Source organism: Petroclostridium xylanilyticum, from assembly GCF_002252565.1.
Lineage (GTDB): Bacteria > Bacillota > Clostridia > SK-Y3 > SK-Y3 > Petroclostridium > Petroclostridium xylanilyticum.
The window spans coordinates 79944-97447 of sequence record NZ_NPML01000007.1 but is presented as its reverse complement, the minus strand read 5'-3'; the positions used below and the strand labels follow the sequence as shown (position 1 = coordinate 97447).

The 17504-nt window shown below is 36.4% G+C and carries 18 protein-coding genes; 15 read left to right on the top strand and 3 right to left on the bottom strand.

The window, feature by feature from the left end; genetic code table 11:
- Window positions 1–69: 69 nt before the first annotated feature.
- Entirely contained in the window at window positions 70–1566 is a 1497-nt protein-coding gene (gene glgA, locus CIB29_RS03705) for a glycogen synthase GlgA (RefSeq protein WP_094546895.1), read from the top strand.
- 38 nt (window positions 1567–1604) lie between these two features.
- Window positions 1605–2189, top strand: a complete 585-nt coding sequence (locus CIB29_RS03700) for a Uma2 family endonuclease (RefSeq protein ID WP_094546893.1) — start codon at window positions 1605–1607, stop codon at window positions 2187–2189.
- A gap of 30 nt (window positions 2190–2219) precedes the next feature.
- Here CIB29_RS03700 and nth read toward each other — a convergent pair whose 3' ends face one another.
- The 3 genes from nth to CIB29_RS03685 are packed head-to-tail and all read right to left on the bottom strand — an operon-like array spanning window position 2220 to window position 4127.
- Complete coding sequence (gene nth, locus CIB29_RS03695; RefSeq protein WP_094546891.1) at window positions 2220–2891, bottom strand: endonuclease III; 672 nt, start codon at window positions 2889–2891, stop codon at window positions 2220–2222.
- Between the two features lie 5 nt (window positions 2892–2896).
- Window positions 2897–3349 (bottom strand): threonine/serine exporter family protein, encoded by a 453-nt coding sequence (locus CIB29_RS03690; protein ID WP_094546890.1) that lies wholly within the window; start codon window positions 3347–3349, stop codon window positions 2897–2899.
- Window positions 3342–4127: a threonine/serine exporter family protein gene (locus CIB29_RS03685; RefSeq protein ID WP_094546888.1), complete on the bottom strand. Its 786-nt coding sequence runs from the start codon at window positions 4125–4127 to the stop codon at window positions 3342–3344. Before CIB29_RS03685 ends, CIB29_RS03690 begins: the two co-directional genes overlap by 8 nt.
- 349 nt (window positions 4128–4476) lie before the next feature.
- Here CIB29_RS03685 and CIB29_RS03680 point away from each other — a divergent pair, with 349 nt between their 5' ends.
- The 13 genes from CIB29_RS03680 (at window position 4477) to recO (ending at window position 17469) form a co-directional block, all read left to right on the top strand.
- Window positions 4477–5712, top strand: a complete 1236-nt coding sequence (locus tag CIB29_RS03680) for a serine hydroxymethyltransferase (RefSeq protein ID WP_094546886.1) — start codon at window positions 4477–4479, stop codon at window positions 5710–5712.
- Window positions 5713–5772: 60 nt separating this feature from the next.
- A complete protein-coding gene (locus CIB29_RS03675) occupies window positions 5773–7044 on the top strand; it encodes a replication-associated recombination protein A (RefSeq protein WP_094546884.1) in 1272 nt (423 codons plus the stop codon).
- A 159-nt stretch (window positions 7045–7203) separates the two neighbouring features.
- Window positions 7204–8790 carry a H(+)/Cl(-) exchange transporter ClcA gene (clcA, locus tag CIB29_RS03670; protein ID WP_094546882.1) on the top strand — a complete coding sequence of 529 codons (1587 nt, stop codon included), beginning with the start codon at window positions 7204–7206 and terminating at the stop codon, window positions 8788–8790.
- Window positions 8791–8931: 141 nt separating this feature from the next.
- Complete coding sequence (gene yqfC / locus CIB29_RS03665; protein ID WP_094546880.1) at window positions 8932–9240, top strand: sporulation protein YqfC; 309 nt, start codon at window positions 8932–8934, stop codon at window positions 9238–9240.
- Between the two features lie 10 nt (window positions 9241–9250).
- Window positions 9251–10444, top strand: coding sequence for a sporulation protein YqfD (gene yqfD / locus CIB29_RS03660; RefSeq protein WP_094546878.1), 1194 nt, complete (start codon window positions 9251–9253; stop codon window positions 10442–10444).
- Between the two features lie 11 nt (window positions 10445–10455).
- On the top strand, window positions 10456–11436 hold the full coding sequence (locus CIB29_RS03655) for a PhoH family protein (RefSeq protein ID WP_198543737.1): 981 nt from the start codon (window positions 10456–10458) through the stop codon (window positions 11434–11436).
- Between the two features lie 30 nt (window positions 11437–11466).
- Complete coding sequence (locus tag CIB29_RS03650; protein ID WP_094546876.1) at window positions 11467–13563, top strand: HD family phosphohydrolase; 2097 nt, start codon at window positions 11467–11469, stop codon at window positions 13561–13563.
- Between the two features lie 11 nt (window positions 13564–13574).
- On the top strand, window positions 13575–14072 hold the full coding sequence (ybeY, locus tag CIB29_RS03645) for an rRNA maturation RNase YbeY (RefSeq protein WP_423241288.1): 498 nt from the start codon (window positions 13575–13577) through the stop codon (window positions 14070–14072).
- Between the two features lie 14 nt (window positions 14073–14086).
- On the top strand, window positions 14087–14794 hold the full coding sequence (locus tag CIB29_RS03640; protein ID WP_094546872.1) for a diacylglycerol kinase: 708 nt from the start codon (window positions 14087–14089) through the stop codon (window positions 14792–14794).
- 37 nt (window positions 14795–14831) lie between these two features.
- On the top strand, window positions 14832–15239 hold the full coding sequence (cdd, locus tag CIB29_RS03635; protein WP_094546870.1) for a cytidine deaminase: 408 nt from the start codon (window positions 14832–14834) through the stop codon (window positions 15237–15239).
- A 2-nt stretch (window positions 15240–15241) separates the two neighbouring features.
- Complete coding sequence (gene era / locus CIB29_RS03630; protein WP_094546868.1) at window positions 15242–16135, top strand: GTPase Era; 894 nt, start codon at window positions 15242–15244, stop codon at window positions 16133–16135.
- A 108-nt stretch (window positions 16136–16243) separates the two neighbouring features.
- Window positions 16244–16399 (top strand): YqzL family protein, encoded by a 156-nt coding sequence (locus CIB29_RS03625; RefSeq protein ID WP_094546866.1) that lies wholly within the window; start codon window positions 16244–16246, stop codon window positions 16397–16399.
- 302 nt (window positions 16400–16701) lie between these two features.
- Window positions 16702–17469 (top strand): DNA repair protein RecO, encoded by a 768-nt coding sequence (gene recO / locus CIB29_RS03620; RefSeq protein WP_157910195.1) that lies wholly within the window; start codon window positions 16702–16704, stop codon window positions 17467–17469.
- Window positions 17470–17504: the final 35 nt, after the last annotated feature.

Genomic DNA, 17504 nt, shown 5'->3' with positions numbered 1-17504 from the left:
TAAAATGATTAGTCTTTTTAGTTTTGTGGTAATAAATAGTTGCCAATATTAGGAATGGAGGAATTTGGTTTGGAACAGAAACAATCATTGAAAATATTAGTTGTATCCGCTGAGGTGGTACCCTTTGCCAAGTCTGGAGGATTGGCTGATGTAGCTGGCTCACTGCCTCAGGTTTTAGCTGCCAAAGGGAATGATGTAAGGATTGTCATGCCGCGATATAGAGAAATTACTCAAGAAATGCACTATATTACTGATTTTCCGGTCCAAATGGACTGGAGAAGAGAAACCTGCATTATCCGCAGGTCACAAATAGGGTGCAATTCAAAGGGAGAGACAAAGGAAATACCGGTATATTTTGTTGATAGCTACCATTATTTTGATAGAGAAGGAATGTACTGTCATTTGGATGACGGCGAAAGATTTGCCTTTTTTTGCAAGGCGGTTCTTCACATGCTTCCTAAGATAAACTTCCAACCGGATGTCATACATTGCAATGACTGGCATACGGGCCCCATTACTTTTTTATTAAAGCATAAATTTAAAACAGACCCCTTTTATAAAAACATAGCCACTGTTTTTACAATCCATAACCTGCAATACCAAGGGAATTATTCAAAGGATATTTTAAAAGTCTTTGACATAGATGAATCCTATTTTAACCCTGAGCAGCTTGAATTTTATGGCCGGTTCAGTTTTATAAAGACAGGAATACTATATGCTGATGTCATTAATGCGGTAAGTGAAACCTATGCCAAAGAAATACAGACTCCGGAATTTGGTGAGTTGTTGGATGGAGTGTTAAGAAAAAGGTCGAAGGACTTATATGGAATTGTTAACGGAATAGGTGCTGAACAATTTAATCCCAATAGCGATCCTATGATATATAAAAATTATGATGTAAATCATATAGAATTAAAAAAAGATAATAAACATGGATTACAAAAAGAAGCAGGTCTTCCGCTGAAAGATGTACCATTAATTGGGTTAGTCCATCGCTTGGTAGAGCAAAAAGGTTTGGATTTGATTATTGACGTTTTCGATGAGCTGATGAATTTTGATGTCCAGTTTGTAGTATTAGGCTTAGGAGATCTCTATTATGAACGGATGTTTAAAAAATTACAGGAAAAATATCCGGATAAGGTTGCAGCATTTTTTGAATTTAATGAGGCCCTTGCACACAAGATATACGCAGGAGCCGATATTTTCCTGATGCCATCCCGCTTTGAACCCTGCGGGCTGGGGCAGCTGATAAGCTTAAAGTATGGGACTATTCCTATCGTTAGAGCGGTAGGGGGATTAGTAGATACAATACAAGATTTTAACTTAGGAACTGCAACAGGAAATGGTTTTGTATTTGAGGAATATTCGCCTGAGGCATTTTTCCAAGCAGTAAAAAGATGCTTGTCAATTTACAATGATAGAAAGGATTTATGGGATAATCTTGTGAAATCGGCATTGACTTCTGATTATTCATGGGATAAGCAGGCAGAGAAATATATTCATTTATTCCGTTTGGCAACAGAAAAAAACAAATTGAAAATTTTTCAAGAATCGTGTAAAATCTAATTCAATACAATTTATGATTTATGAATGGAGGTTGACTTATGCCGTTACCATCAAAAAATCCAGAAAAAAAATATACTTATGAAGATTACTTGAATTGGCCGGAAGAAGAAAGATGGGAAATTATTGATGGAATAGCTTATATGCAGGCAGCTCCTTCGCGAATTCATCAGGAAATTCTTATGGAATTATCAAAACAGATAGCAAATTATTTAACAGGGAAACCCTGTAAAGTTTATCCTGCTCCTTTTTGCGTTAGACTGCCTAAAGGTGACGAAAAGAGCGACAAAGATATTAAAAACGTTGTAGAACCGGATATTACGATAGTATGTGATCCCTCAAAGCTTGATGAAAAAGGCTGCAATGGCGCTCCAGATATGATAATTGAAATCATGTCACCGTCATCGGGAAAAAAAGACCGGGTGGAAAAGTTCAATAAATATGAAAAGGCTGGAGTTAGAGAATATTGGGTAGTTGAGCCGGACGAAAAGCTGGTAAGCGTATTTGTTTTGCAGGAAAACAAGAGATATGGCAGGCCTGAAATGTATACTGACGAAGATAAGGTTCAGGTATCAATTTTTCCTGACCTTATTATTGATTTAAAATCAGCCTTCTTATCCAAGTAACCTGGAAAGTTTCGAACGGTTCTTAGAAACTTAAGAACCGTTCGAAACCACATCGGATGCTTTATTTACAAAATCACACAAATGACTTATCTGGCACTGGGCACATTTTGGCCTTCGTGCATCACAGACTGCTCTGCCGTGATAAACCAGCTGATGGCAAAATTTTGACCAGTAATCTTTAGGGACTATTTCCATTAAGTCAAACTCAATCTTGACAGGGTCAGTATTTTTGGTAAGCCCTATACGATTGGACAGGCGTTTAGCATGAGTATCAACTACAATCCCGGGTATACCAAAAATATCTCCTAAAACCAGATTGGCTGTTTTTCTTCCCACGCCGGGGAGTTTTAACAAATCTTCCAGATTGTTTGGCACTTTGCCGCCGAATTCTTCTATTATCATCTTACAGCAATTGATGATATTCCTTGCCTTATTCCGGAAAAAACCTGTGGATTTAATATCCTGTTCCAATTCAGCAATATCTGCATTTGCAAAATCATAAACATTTTTATATTTTTGGAAAAGATCCTTGGTTACCACGTTAACCCTTGCGTCGGTGCACTGGGCTGCAAGCTGCGTGGCAATCAGTAATTGCAGCGGATCTTTATACTCTAAGGAGCAGTCGGCATCCTCATATAATTGATCAAAAATTTTTCGTATTTCCAGCACCTTATCTATTTTATCTCTAAATTCTTTTTTCATGTCTCTTACCTCCATAAAGATTTAGCTGCTATGTTTTTCTTCTTTTTTTTAAAAAGCGAGGAACTGATGGCAATTGCTACTGCAATAGAACCGGCTATAAAGATAGTTTCCACTCCCTTACTGACAGCAGCAGCATAATTGTTTTGGACCAGTTCAAACATAGTATAGTATAGCCCTGCCCCTGGTACTAAAGGAATAATGCCGGATGTCAGAAAGATGGTTACGGGCATTTTAAATTGTCGTGCGAAGAATTCACTTAATAGCCCTACTACCAAAGCACCGACAAAACTTCCAAGTACTATAGCCTGATGGATATTAAAAAAATAGATATATACCAGCCAGCCGCTAGTTCCAATTAAACCTGTTATAAATATTGATTTTTTAGGAGCATTAAAAATATATGCAAAAAAGATGGTTGCAAAATAGGAGAATAATATCTCATAAATTAAATCATACATACAAGCCTCCTTGGAGCAACAGCCATATTCTAAGTATGATACCAACTCCCGAAGCTATGGAGACAGCTATTAAAAGTGCTTCTACAATACGTGTCGTACCGGAAACGAGGTCACCATATATTGTGTCGCGAATAGCACTAGTTATAGCCAGTCCGGGTAATAAAGGCATTATGGATCCTATGATAATTTTATCAACATTTCCTAAATTTAATACTCCGGAAAAAAATACAGCAACAATGGCAGATATTGAACCTCCTGTCAAATTTACTAAAAAAGAGGATATGCCCTTGTTTAGCAATATAATGGCTGCCAGTTGAATCAAGGCGCCACAAAAAGCAGCAATGATGCCGTCCCATAATGAACCACCAAGGAGCAAGGCAAAAAAACCGGAAGAACACCCGGCAACAAAAGTTAAAAATACTTTGTCGGGGGGAGGTTCAATATTTAGTTGTTCCAGAGAATGTAATGCCTGGCCAATTGTAATATCCCCCTGGACAAATTGACGTGAAATGTTATTAACCTGATAAACTTTAGATAAGTTAGTAGTCCTGGTTTTTACTCTTTTAATGGTGGTATAGTGTTCACGGTTTTTGGTTTGGATAGAAACAAAAATTCCGGTAGGAGTTGCAAAAGTATTAACGCTTTTTATATCCGTCGCACTGCAAATACGCTCCATGGTATCTTCTACCCTATAAGTTTCTGCGCCATTTTCCAGCATAATTTGTCCTGCTAAAATTACCAGCCTGATAATATCTTTATCATCCATTTCATATATCATATTTTTCACCACATTATTATTTTTTCATTATATAAATTATATTCTATTTTGGGGATATTTTAAACCAAATCTCAAATTATTATAAAAGGCTTGTAAATAAAAAATTTTATAAGTATAATATGTATAAACATAAATGAAATCTATAAGTTTACGGTTAATAATTCAAAAAATTATATCGGGATAAGCCTAAAATCACCGTCCATGGTGGTTTTCCGGCCGCAGCATTCCATACATGATGCTGCTTACCTGCCACAATGGATGTAATATATTTATTATTTTTTATATAGTAAATACTAATATCATATGACCCGTAAACTATTAACAAATTATATAAGAAAGGGTGTTAAAAATGTATAGTACACAAGAAGTAAAAAAAATTGATCCAGAAGTCGCAGAAGCCATAGAATTGGAAGTGAACCGGCAAAGGAATAAAATTGAACTTATTGCTTCAGAAAATTTTGTTAGTCCTGCAGTGATGGAAGCGATGGGAACACCGCTAACGAATAAATATGCAGAAGGCTACCCGGGTAAAAGATACTACGGCGGTTGTGAATATGTTGATATTGTAGAAAGATTAGCTATAGAAAGGGCCAAGGCTATTTTTGGAGCAGACCATGCCAATGTCCAGCCTCACTCCGGTGCCCAGGCAAATACGGCAGTTTATTTTTCCGTTTTAAAACCGGGGGATACTATTTTAGGAATGAATCTTGCCCATGGCGGCCATCTGACCCATGGAAGTCCGGTAAACATTTCCGGTACATACTATAAAATTGTGCCTTATGGAGTAGATGAGAAGACACAAACCATTAATTATGATGAAGTAAGGAGACTGGCAAAAGAAACCCGGCCTAAACTTATTGTTGCCGGTGCCAGTGCATACCCCAGGACGATTGATTTTGCAGCTTTTAGTGAAATTGCAAACGAAGTTGGGGCTTATCTTATGGTTGATATGGCACATATAGCAGGCCTGGTAGCAGCGGGACTCCATCCCAATCCTGTGCCTTATGCTCATTTTGTAACAACAACTACCCATAAAACTCTGAGAGGGCCAAGAGGCGGAATGATCCTATGTAAAGAAGAGTTCGCCAAAGCTGTTGATAAAGCGGTATTCCCCGGTATCCAGGGTGGTCCGTTGATGCATGTTATTGCTGCCAAAGCCGTTTGCTTTAAAGAGGCACTAAGTGAAGACTTTAAAAACTATCAGAAACAAATTGTCAAAAATGCTTCCGCACTATCTCAGGCTTTGATTAATGAAGGCTTTAACCTTGTTTCAGGCGGAACGGATAATCATTTAATGCTGATTGATTTGCAAAATATGAATGTCACCGGAAAAGTTGCTGAAAAAATGCTGGATGAAGTAGGGATTACCGTTAATAAAAATGCAATTCCTTTTGACCCTCAAAGCCCATTTATTACAAGCGGTATCAGGATAGGTACTCCCGCCGTTACATCCCGGGGAATGAAAGAAAAGGATATGGCTGAAATTGCAAAATTGATTAAACTAACCATTACGGAATTCGACAGCAAGAAGGAAGAAGTGATGGGAAGGGTAAAGGCTCTATGTGAAAAATATCCATTGTACTGATTTTAGCGGAGAATGAGTAATGTATTAAGGGCGATTTATCTAATAAAGGCGGAGAGGTGTATGACACAACCCCTGGCAGATAGAATAAGACCTACTGCTCTTGAAGATGTTGTAGGACAGGAACATTTGTTAGGAAAAGGAAAGATTTTAAATAGAATTTTATCATCCGGACAGGTACCCAATATGATATTTTACGGGCCTCCAGGCACCGGAAAAACAACAGTTGCCAATATAGCGGCTCATTTATCCAACAAAAAATTGTATAAACTTAATGCTACAAATGCTTCTGTAAGTGATATCAAGAATATTATAGAAGACCTGGACAGCCTGATTGCCATAAATGGAGTACTGTTGTATCTGGATGAAATACAGAACTTTAACAAGAAGCAGCAGCAGTCGCTATTAGAATTTATGGAAAACGGCAAGATTACTCTTATCGCGAGTACAACCGAAAACCCATACTTTTATATCTATAATGCTATCTTAAGCAGGGCCACGGTATTTGAATTTAAATTGCTTGAAAAAAAAGACATTATTATCGCATTAAAGCGGGCAATTGAAATTGTAAAACAGGACTTGAAAGATAAATTTATAAGTTATGATGAGAGAGCCATTGACCATATCGCTGAAGTTAGCAATGGGGATTTAAGAAAAGCCATTAATGCTGTTGAACTTGCTGTTTATTGTGCGCAAGCCGATAGTAAGGATACAGTACATGTTAACATGGATATTGCACAGGAATGTACACAAAAAAAAGCTTCCAATTATGATAAATCCGGAGACAGCCACTATGATATCCTGAGTGCTTTTCAGAAATCCATCAGAGGAAGTGACCCGGATGCGTCCCTTCATTATCTTGCAAGACTGATATCGGCAGGGGATATGTTTTCCATTTGCAGAAGATTGCTGGTAATTGCATCAGAGGATATCGGACTGGCGTATCCTACTGCTGTTACAATCGTTAAAAGCTGTGTAGATGCGGCGCTGCAATTGGGACTGCCGGAGGCGAGAATACCACTGGCGCAGGCTGTGCTGGTACTGGCTACCGCACCCAAATCCAATTCTGTAATCACAGCCATAGATGCAGCGCTGAGGGATGTAGAGACAAAAAATATCGGAGACATTCCTCCGCATCTTAAAGATGCCCATTATGGAGGCGCTGCAAAATTAGGCAGGGGCATAAACTATAAATATCCGCATAATTACGAGAATAATTATGTGGAACAGCAATATTTACCTGATAGTCTAATAAATGCTGTTTATTATGTACCGGGCAAAAACAAAATGGAAGACCAGATAGCACAGTATCGTAAAATTATGAAAAACAAATAAAAGAACCAGGGGGACAGGGATATTGATGAATGGGACAGAATTATGGAATTAACGAAACCTGTCCCTTTGATTTTGTTTACAAAGTTGACTATACATTATTACGGGTCTATAACAAATCATGCGTTGCTTGTATTAGAGAATGATGAGGGGGAATCTTGGATGAGAGAAAAAAACAAGAATAATATTTCTAATACCCTGTTTCATTGGCATAACTTTCGTTTGACACTTGTTTTCGAAGGAGTCATAGTAGGTTTATTATCTGGCTTATTAGTGGTATTGTATCGGTTTTTACTAGAAGAAACAGGCATTTTATCAAAAAATATATATTTTTATTTAACACGCCATCATTGGCTGATTCCTGTTTGGCTTATCATCTTACTGGTAATAGGTTATATATTAGGAATACTAATCAAAAAAGAACCGATGATTAGCGGAAGTGGGATTCCGCAGGTAGAAGGGGTGTTACTGAGACGTCTTCGTATGAATTGGTGGAAAGTAATTATCGGAAAATTTATTGGCGGTGTTTTATCTATCGGCGCAGGACTATCATTGGGCAGAGAGGGTCCTTCCGTGCAAATAGGCGCTGCTGTTGGCCAAGGGTTTAGCCGTACATTTAAGAGAATAAAAATTGAGGAAAAATATCTTATTACCAGTGGAGCTAGTGCAGGATTGGCGGCTGCGTTCAATGCTCCTTTAGCAGGAGTAATTTTTGCGTTAGAGGAAGTACATAAGAATTTTTCTCCTCTGGTTTTACTTTCTGCAATGTCAGCATCCCTTACAGCAGACTTTGTTTCAAAAAAATTTTTTGGATTAAAGCCAGTTTTTAATTTTAATCGTCTTTCGGTTTTACCGTTAAACTTTTATCTATATTTAATATTGTTAGGCATTATTATTGGCATATGTGGAGTGTTTTTTAACCGGACGCTGCTTAAGACGCAAGATATGTATGCAAAGCAAAAATGGCTTCCGGCTCAATTCAGGCTGTTGCTTCCTCTATTGGTTGCAGGATTTTTAGGACTGTTGTTGCCACAAGTATTAGGCGGAGGACATGAATTAATTGTTTCTTTAGTTGAAGACGGTTTTACACTAAAAGTACTTATTATCCTGTTGGTGGTAAAATTTCTTTTTACAATGTTGAGCTATGGTTCAGGAGCTCCCGGAGGAATATTTCTGCCGTTGTTAGTCATTGGAGCTTTAACAGGAAATATATATGGAAATATACTTGTTAAAGCATTTCATATTAATAATGAATATGTGAATAATTTTATCATCCTTGCTATGGCAGGATATTTTACTGCTATTGTAAAAGCACCTATTACAGGAAGTATTCTAATAACAGAGATGACGGGTTCCTTTCAGCACTTATTGGCCTTAAGCGTTGTTTCTATTACTTCCTATATTACAGCTGATATTTTGCGCTCGCAGCCTATTTATGAATCTCTTTTAGAAAAATTTCTGCAACGCAACAGTAATAACGAATTCGTCGGCGATAATAATCAGTGTGTAATTTTGGAAGTAGCAGTATATTTAGGGACAGTTTTAGACGGCAAAAGAATAAAAGATATAAATTGGCCTCAGCATTGTTTACTGGTGGGAGTTAAAAGAGGAGAAAAAGAAATCATTCCTAAAGGTGACACTACCATTTGTGCAGGAGATTATTTAATTGTACTAACCAATGAAGAAAATGCTGCAAAAGTAAAAGAGGAATTATTGCAAATGGCATCAAAAAGCATTATATCAAAGTGACTTATCAGGTATATCAAAGGGACGGTTCTTTTGATATATCAAAAGAACCGTCCCTTTGATATTATAAAATTAATAGGCATTAAGCCTTTTTTTTTTGCATAAATTTATTATGACATAGAACACCCAAAAGGGGGTTAGGCAGTGGGAAAGAAAAATACTAGAAATAATAAAGAGAAAAAAGATGTGAAAGACATAAAAGAAAAAGTCAGCGATATATTAGAACTCCCAAGGGAAATCATTTTAGACGTCCCTAAACTGATTTTTATAGGTAATAAAGACCTTTCAATAGAAAACTATAAAGGAATTATTGAATATAGTGATAAGCTGATTAGAGTAAATACCAATTCCCATATGCTCAAGATAACCGGACAAAAACTTGAAATAAAAACCATTACAGCTGAAGAAATCATTATTGCAGGAGAAATATCGACAGTAGAGTTTATCGCTTAGGGGTGAAAAAATGTTGCTGGTCAATTTATTCAATTTTTTAAGAGGGTATATCGTTATATTAGTGGAGGGATATTTTCTTGAAAAATTTATCAATATTTGTACCCGGCGGGGAATATATTTATGGGATGTTAAGAAAATAAATAGTTGTACCATGAAGTTGAAAATAAGTATAAGAGGATTTAAGGCTCTTCGACCAATTGCTTATAAAACAAAATGTAGAGTTAAAATACTTGCAAAAAAAGGAACCCCTTTTATATTGTATAGGTATAGAAAAAGAAAGACCTTTATGATTGGGGTTTTATTATTTTTTGTTCTATTATGGTACATGACGTCTTTTATATGGGTTATAGAGGTGGTAGGCAATGAAAACATAGTTAGAGAAGAAATTATCATGTATTTACAACAATGTGGCTTGAAGGTTGGAGCATCTAAAATCGGATTGGATACGGATATTATTGAAAATGAAATGATGCTGAGATTAAGTCAATTGTCCTGGATAGGTATAGAAATCAAAGGAACAAAAGCGGTTGTTGAAGTAAAAGAAAGAAAATTGCCTCCTGAAATGGTGGAAAAACACATTCCATGTAATATTATTGCTTCTAAAGATGGAGTAATAAAAAGTATGATTGTTAAAAGCGGTCAACCGGTGGTGAAGAAAGGAGATACTATAGAAAAGGGGCAGTTATTGGTGAGTGGGGTCATAGACAGCAAGGTGGAAGGGATAAGATATATTCATTCCATAGCATCCGTAAAGGCAAGGACATGGTATGAGAAATCAAAAGAGGTTCATTTAACCAGACTCAAGAGAATAAAAACAGGTAATAAAATAACACAGGTGTCATTGAAATTTTTAGATAATAAAATAAATTTATTTCTGGATAGTAGTATTCCTTATGCAAATTATGATAAAATTACATATAGTAAGGAATTAAGCATAGGAAAAGACTATGTACTTCCGGTGATACTGGAAAGCAACACTTTTGAAGAGGTGAAAATAGAAGAAGAAAAGATAGGATTAGAGGATGCAATTTCGGAAGCAGCACAGCAGTTATATGAAGATACTAAAAAGGAACTTGCTTCTGATGCTCAAATATTAAACCAAAAAGCAGACCACATATTTGTTGATGACGACACTGTAGTCGTTAAATTATTGATAGAATCCATTGAAGAAGTAGGCATGCAAGAGGAAATTATAAAAAATTAGGAGGAATTCTTTTGAGCAGCATAACAGAAAAAACTCTCGAAGTAGACAGAATGGAACAAATAATCAATGTATTCGGGAGCTTTGATGAAAATATCAGGATCATAGAAGACAAGTTTGATGTGAAAGTCTTGAACCGTGGCACTGAATTGAAAATAATTGGTGAAGAAAATAAAGCAAATAACGCAGAAAAGGTTCTGAAAGGCCTGTTAAATCTCTCTGCACGGGGAGAGAGCATTAATGAACAGAATGTAAGATACATTATCTCATTGGTGGATGAAGGGCATGAAGATAAGATAAATTCTCTGGGGGAAGACTGTATATGTTTAACTTCCCGGGGTAAGCCTATAAAAACTAAAACATTAGGACAAAAGAAGTATATAGATGCCATTAAAAAGAATGTTGTCGTTTTTGGTGTTGGACCTGCCGGTACAGGGAAAACATATCTTGCAGTTGCAATGGCTGTCACGGCTTTCAGAAACAAAGAGGTAAATAGAATTATTCTTACCCGGCCTGCTGTAGAAGCAGGAGAGAAATTAGGCTTTCTTCCGGGAGATTTGCAGAATAAGGTGGACCCATATCTAAGACCGCTTTATGATGCACTATATGACATGCTTGGTGTAGAAACCTATCAAAAATATTTAGAAAGAGGAATGATAGAAGTTGCTCCTCTTGCTTATATGCGAGGCCGGACTCTTGATGATTCTTTTATCATTTTAGACGAAGCACAAAATACCACTCCTGAACAAATGAAAATGTTCCTAACAAGAATCGGATTTGGTTCAAAGGCAATTATCACAGGGGATGTAACGCAGGTTGATTTGCCCCGGGGGAAGCGGTCAGGGCTGAAAGAAGCTATTAAAGTTCTAAAAAATATAGAAGGTATTGAATTTTCTTATCTAACCGATAGAGATGTCGTAAGGCACCCTCTGGTACAGAGAATTATAAAAGCCTATGATAAGTATGATGAGGAGATGGAAAATCGTGAAAGATAAGTGCTGATATAATTAAGGGGGTTAAGGATAATGGCATTAAAAAAGCTTAATCCAAAAGTGAGGCTTGGTCTGCGGGATTCTATTCTAGTGCATAGAATCTTAATTGGAATCGTGTGTTTCATCATTACGCTCTTCATCCTAATCAATGGGACAGCCCCAACGAAGTATGATTTAAAAGTTGATGATCCAAGCCCGGTGGATATCTTTGCACCAAGAGATATTGTGGACAAGCTTACTACCGAAAGGTTAAGAAATGAAGCGGAAAGTAAGGTTGCTCCACAATATGATTTTGATGCTGATGTAACCAGGCGGTCACAGAGAAAAATTTATGAGTTCTTGTCGGATGTTCATCTGGTAAGAGGGATGAACGACATCAATCTTGAAGCTAAAGTCAGTAAATTAAAGGAATTGTCGACAATTCAATTAAACGATGAAAAACTTGCAACCTGCATTAAAATGAGTGACAATGAACTTGCCCAATTGCAAATTGCAGTGCTGAATGCACATACGCAAATTATGGACATTGGTGTTGAACAGGATTCTCTTGACAAGTCATTAAACGATGCAAAAGAACTGATTCAGAAGATAGAATTCAGCCAGGAATTACGGGACTTAAGCTACAGTATTCTGGCTAATGTGTTGGAACCCAACAAAGTAATAGATGAACAAAAGACCTTACGGATGAAACAGGAGGCGCGAGATAGTGTTGAAGCAAAGGAGTATAAAAAGGGAGAAAAAATAATAGGCAACGGTGAAAGAGTTAAACCGGAACATATACAAATGCTGGATGAGCTTGGGTTAATTAAGGATAACCAGAAGATTTTAGACTACCGGTATATTATAGGAATAATTTTTATAACCAAGTTATTATTTTTAATTATTATCGGATACCTTTATTATTTTAACCCTAAAATTCTTAATGATAGGAGCAGTTTGATTTTACTTGGATTAATTTTTATGTTGACTTTGGTAATTCCTTTAAGCTTTAAACAGCTTCCTGCATATATAATCCCTGTTTCTGCTGCAACTATGCTTATAGCCATATTGTTGGATACTAAACTGGCGATACTTGTAAATTTTGTTCTTAGCATTTTAATAGGTTTGCTAACAAAAGGAGATACTATTTTTATATGCATCACTTTATTAAGCGGAACTTTTGCAGCTTTTGCCGTAACAAAAACCTACCAAAGAAATAAATTGTTTTTAGCAGGAGTTGCAATAAGCCTGGTAAATGCGTTGCTTATTATCAGTTTTGGCCTGCTAAGTGCCAATGAATTGAAAGCTGTATTGCATGAAGGGTTGAAGGGAATATTGAACGGGCTTTTGTCCATTGTTATAACGATTGGTACATTGCCTTTTTGGGAAGCAACGTTTAATATTATTACTCCGTTAAAATTATTAGAGTTGTCAAACCCTAACCAGCCTTTGCTCAAAAGGTTGTTGCTGGAAGCTCCGGGAACCTACCACCATAGTTTGATGGTGGGAAATCTTGCGGAAGCAGCTACAGAGGCCATTGGGGGTAATGCATTGCTGGCAAGGGTTGCTGCTTACTACCATGATATAGGTAAATTAAAAAGACCTTATTTCTTTAAAGAGAACCAATTTAATGATAATCCGCATGACCGGATGACAGCAAATTTGAGTACCCTGATAATTACTTCTCACACTAAAGATGGGGAGGAACTGGCAAAAGCAAACAAAATTCCTTTGGTTATAAGAGAAATTATAGAGCAGCACCACGGCACTACGCTGGTTGCCTATTTTTATCATAAGGCTAAAAAAGGTGAAAGTGTAGAATTGGTAAATCCTGAGGATTTCAGATATGAAGGGCCAAAACCCCAGACAAAGGAGGCTGCGGTCGTCATGTTGGCTGACTGCGTTGAAGCTGCCGTTAGATCTATGGCTGAACGGACTGAAGGGAAAATTGAAGGTATGGTCAGGAAGATCATTAAAGATAAATTAGATGATGGACAGCTCGATATGTGTGATTTAACCCTAAAAGACATTGATACGATTGCAAAAGCCTTTTTAAAGGTATTAAGCGGGTTCTTTCATGAAAGAATAAAATATCCTGAAGCAAACGTGAAGGATGAAGATGTCGTTATTGTAGAGGTAGGAGATGGTTAATTTTGAACAAAGTGGAGATAATTATTGAAAATAATCAAAATTGTGTATTAGTAGATAGTGATTTGGAAAATTTGATTCGTGATACAATTATTCACGCACTTGAGTATGAGCGCTTTAATAAGGCCGTTGAGATAAGTGTAACTTTAGTGAATAATGAACAGATTAGAGAAATAAATAAAGAATTTAGGGATAAGGATTCAGTAACGGATGTACTTTCCTTTCCAATGTTGGAATTCGATGAGGAGTACAGGGTTATGCATGAACATCATATAGGTGATTATAACTATGATGAAGATGTACTTCTTCTTGGTGACATAGTGATTTCACTTGAAAAAGCAAAGGAGCAAGCCCAGGAGTATGGACATTCTTTTGAAAGAGAAGTAGGTTTTTTAACTGCACATTCGATGCTTCATTTACTTGGTTATGACCATGAAGAGCCCTCAAAAGCTAAGGTTATGCGTTATAAAGAGGAGCAGATATTACAGAAAATAGGCTTGGTCAGAGAATAGCATGGAGGCAGGCCATGAAAAGCAGAAATATTTTTGACAGCTTTAACTATGCCATAAATGGAATAATATACAGCATAAAAACTCAAAGAAATTTAAAAATTCATTATGCAGCGGCACTAATAGTACTATTTCTAAGTCTTTTTTATAATTTTTCAAAAATAGAATTGCTTATTCTGCTTTTTACGATTGTCATTGTTATAGTAACTGAAATGGTCAATACAGCAATAGAAAAGGTTGTCGATATTACTGTAAGTTCTTACCATCCTCTTGCTAAAATAGCAAAAGATGTAGCTGCAGGAGCGGTATTGATTTCAGCTGTAAATGCTGTTATTGTTGCCTATATCTTGTTTTTTAGCAAGCCTAGAGTTATAAGTTCTTTAACTGGTTTGTTTTCAAAAATTAGAGAAACGCCTTTACATGTAGCATTTATTTCACTATTAATTGTGTTAATTCTTATCTTTATCATAAAGGCTTATTTCGGAAAGGGTACTCCGCTGCGTGGAGGAGTGATAAGCGGGCATTCTGCTTTAGCTTTTGCAATTACGGCCAGCATCTGTTTTATTACAGAAAGTCCAATTATTATTACATTATCTTTGCTGTTAAGTTTAATGGTTGCGCAAAGCAGGGTGGAAGGTAAAATCCATAGTGGATTGCAGGTGACTCTGGGAGCGGCACTTGGAGTTGCTGTAACACTATTTCTTTTTAGTTTATTAAAACTTTAGAAGTTAGAAATCGAGTCTCAAGAGGAGTGACAGTTATATGGATGAAAGAAAATTATTACAATTAGCTTCAGATGCACGAAATAATTCCTATTCACCTTATTCAAAATTTAGAGTAGGTGCAGCCTTGCTTACAAAAAGCGGGAAAGTTTTTACGGGATGTAACGTTGAAAATGCTACTTACGGGGCAACTTGCTGTGCTGAGCGGACCGCAGTGTACAAGGCTGTTTCCGAGGGTGAGAAAGAATTTGAAGCAATAGCAGTACGGGGGGATAATGATGGGTTCACATTTCCATGCGGCATTTGCAGGCAGGTTATTGCAGAATTCTCTCCTTCAATTAAAGTTATACTGGGTGATGGCAACGGAAATATAAAAATCTGTTCATTGGATGACTTATTACCCCATGCATTTTATAAAGAAGATTTGTATAACAAGGGAGGCAGTTAAGAATGGTTCAAGAATTTAAATCAGGTTTTATAGCAATCATTGGAAGACCTAATGTAGGAAAATCTACCCTGCTGAATAGTATGGTAGGAGAAAAAATTGCAATTATGTCTGATAAGCCTCAGACTACCAGAAACAAGATATTAGCAATTCTTACAGAAGATAATTACCAGATGATATTTATGGATACCCCCGGAATACATACGCCAAAGAATAAGCTTGGTGAGTATATGGTGAAGGTAGCCGAGCAAACTTTGAAAGAAGTGGATGTAGTCCTTTTTGTTGTGGAAGCAGATAAACCGCCAAGACAGGGGGAACTGGAAATAATACAAGAGTTAAAAAAAATTAATACTCCTGTTATTTTGATAATTAATAAGGTGGATTTAGTCAAAAAAGATTCAATACTATTGTTAATCAATGAATACAGTAATTTATTTAATTTTCATTCTATTATTCCTGTGTCCGCACTTAACAGCGATGGTATTCATATAATAAAAGGGGAAATCAGAAAAGTCCTTCCTGTCGGGCCTAAATTTTTCCCGGAAGATATGGTTACTGATCAACCGGAAAGACAAATTGTTTCCGAGATCATTCGAGAAAAGATTCTACATCTTTTGGAAAAAGAAGTACCCCATGGGATAGCTGTTGAAGTTATATCAATTAAAAATAAAGAAAACAAGAATATTATAGAAATAATGGCAAATATATATTGCGAGAAAGATTCCCATAAAGGTATAATAATTGGAAAGAACGGAGAAATGCTAAAGAAAATAGGCAGTCTTGCAAGAATGGACATTGAAAATTTGTTTGGCTCAAAAGTTTTTCTTGAATTATGGGTAAAGGTAAAGGATGATTGGAGAAACAAAGAATTCTATATTAAAAATTTTGGATACCAATAAAAATTGTGAAATTTATGTAATTTTATAAAATTAATTCCTTGTATATTAAAATATCTTTAAGGATACCCTAATATTACATAATTCCTAAATGAGGGGGACTTAGAGAATATGTTACAAAACTTTATGTGGAATGCTTTTGAGAAGACGGGTAATATCGATGCCTATTTATTTTATAAAGAAATGGAAAAGATAAATTGTAATGGAATTATATCTGCAAATAACATTCAAGAGTCTATACATGACAATACACCTACAGATACGTAATAATAAACCGGGACGTTTTATGTCCCGTTTTTATATTATATAGTTCACAGTTAACAGCTCTCGGTTCACAGTAGTAAACGATTTAATAGCTTTTACCGTGAACCGTGAACTTATTGACTTTATCTGCCAGGCTGCGACATGGGGACGGTTCGTCTGCGACATGGGGACGGTTCGTCTGTCGAATGCGCTTTTCATGCGACTGAGGAACCGTCCCCATGTCGCAGCCCTGAGCAATCAAGCACATTTTCATCATTATTTGTGCCGAGAATACTAATCGTAGCTGTTAAAAGGAAGGATTGATAGTGAGCATATTAAGAACACAAGCATTGGTAATAAAGGAAACAAATGTAGGAGAAGCTGATAAAATTATCACTTTATTTGCACGCGGCAAAGGAAAGGTCCAGGCTTCTGCCAGGGGAGCGAGGAGTCCTAGAAGCAGATTAATTGCTGGAACGCAATTTTTATGCTATGGAGATTTTATTTTATATAAAGGAAAAGAATTATACAGAGTGAGCCAAAGTGAAGTGATTGAAAATTTTTATAACATCAGAAACAGTATCGAAAAGCTATCTTATGCCACCTATTTTGTAGAACTGGCGTCTGAAGCGATTGATGAAGGATATGCAAACAACAATCTGTTGAAATTATTATTAAATACGCTGCATATGCTTTCTGCAACAAACAAAGAACCTAGACTTTTGAAAATAATTTATGAGTTAAGGTTAATGAGTATTATCGGGTATGCACCAAACCTGATCGTTTGTACAAACTGTGGGAGTAATGAACAGAAGATGTATTTTAATAGTGCAGCCGGGGGCCTTGTTTGCACGAACTGCCTGCCGAAACTTAAAAGTAGGAATAGCCTTATGTTAAGTGAAGGTGCACTTTATGCAATGCGTTATATATTATATAGCGAGCTAAATAAAATTTTCTCCTTTGAAGTATCACCCAAGGTTCAGGATGAGCTTGACGCTATTACTAAGGACTTTCTCCTTACCCACATAGGGAAGGAGTTTAAAACATTAAAATATTTAGAAAATATAATAACGACGACAAAATATGGGCACTAATTATATCGATAACCAATATAAAAATCAAAAACAAA

Bases quoted from the DNA above. Each gene is read 5' to 3' on its own strand.
- yqfD (WP_094546878.1), top strand. From the start codon at position 9,251: ATGTTGCTGGTCAATTTATTCAATTTTTTAAGAGGGTATATCGTTATA.
- CIB29_RS03650 (WP_094546876.1), top strand. From the start codon at position 11,467: ATGGCATTAAAAAAGCTTAATCCAAAAGTGAGGCTTGGTCTGCGGGAT.
- CIB29_RS03700 (WP_094546893.1), top strand. From the start codon at position 1,605: ATGCCGTTACCATCAAAAAATCCAGAAAAAAAATATACTTATGAAGAT.
- clcA (WP_094546882.1), top strand. From the start codon at position 7,204: ATGAGAGAAAAAAACAAGAATAATATTTCTAATACCCTGTTTCATTGG.
- CIB29_RS03685 (WP_094546888.1), bottom strand. From the start codon at position 4,127: ATGATATATGAAATGGATGATAAAGATATTATCAGGCTGGTAATTTTA.
- CIB29_RS03680 (WP_094546886.1), top strand. From the start codon at position 4,477: ATGTATAGTACACAAGAAGTAAAAAAAATTGATCCAGAAGTCGCAGAA.
- nth (WP_094546891.1), bottom strand. From the start codon at position 2,891: ATGAAAAAAGAATTTAGAGATAAAATAGATAAGGTGCTGGAAATACGA.
- CIB29_RS03625 (WP_094546866.1), top strand. From the start codon at position 16,244: ATGTTACAAAACTTTATGTGGAATGCTTTTGAGAAGACGGGTAATATC.
- era (WP_094546868.1), top strand. From the start codon at position 15,242: ATGGTTCAAGAATTTAAATCAGGTTTTATAGCAATCATTGGAAGACCT.
- CIB29_RS03640 (WP_094546872.1), top strand. From the start codon at position 14,087: ATGAAAAGCAGAAATATTTTTGACAGCTTTAACTATGCCATAAATGGA.
- cdd (WP_094546870.1), top strand. From the start codon at position 14,832: ATGGATGAAAGAAAATTATTACAATTAGCTTCAGATGCACGAAATAAT.
- CIB29_RS03675 (WP_094546884.1), top strand. From the start codon at position 5,773: ATGACACAACCCCTGGCAGATAGAATAAGACCTACTGCTCTTGAAGAT.
- CIB29_RS03690 (WP_094546890.1), bottom strand. From the start codon at position 3,349: ATGTATGATTTAATTTATGAGATATTATTCTCCTATTTTGCAACCATC.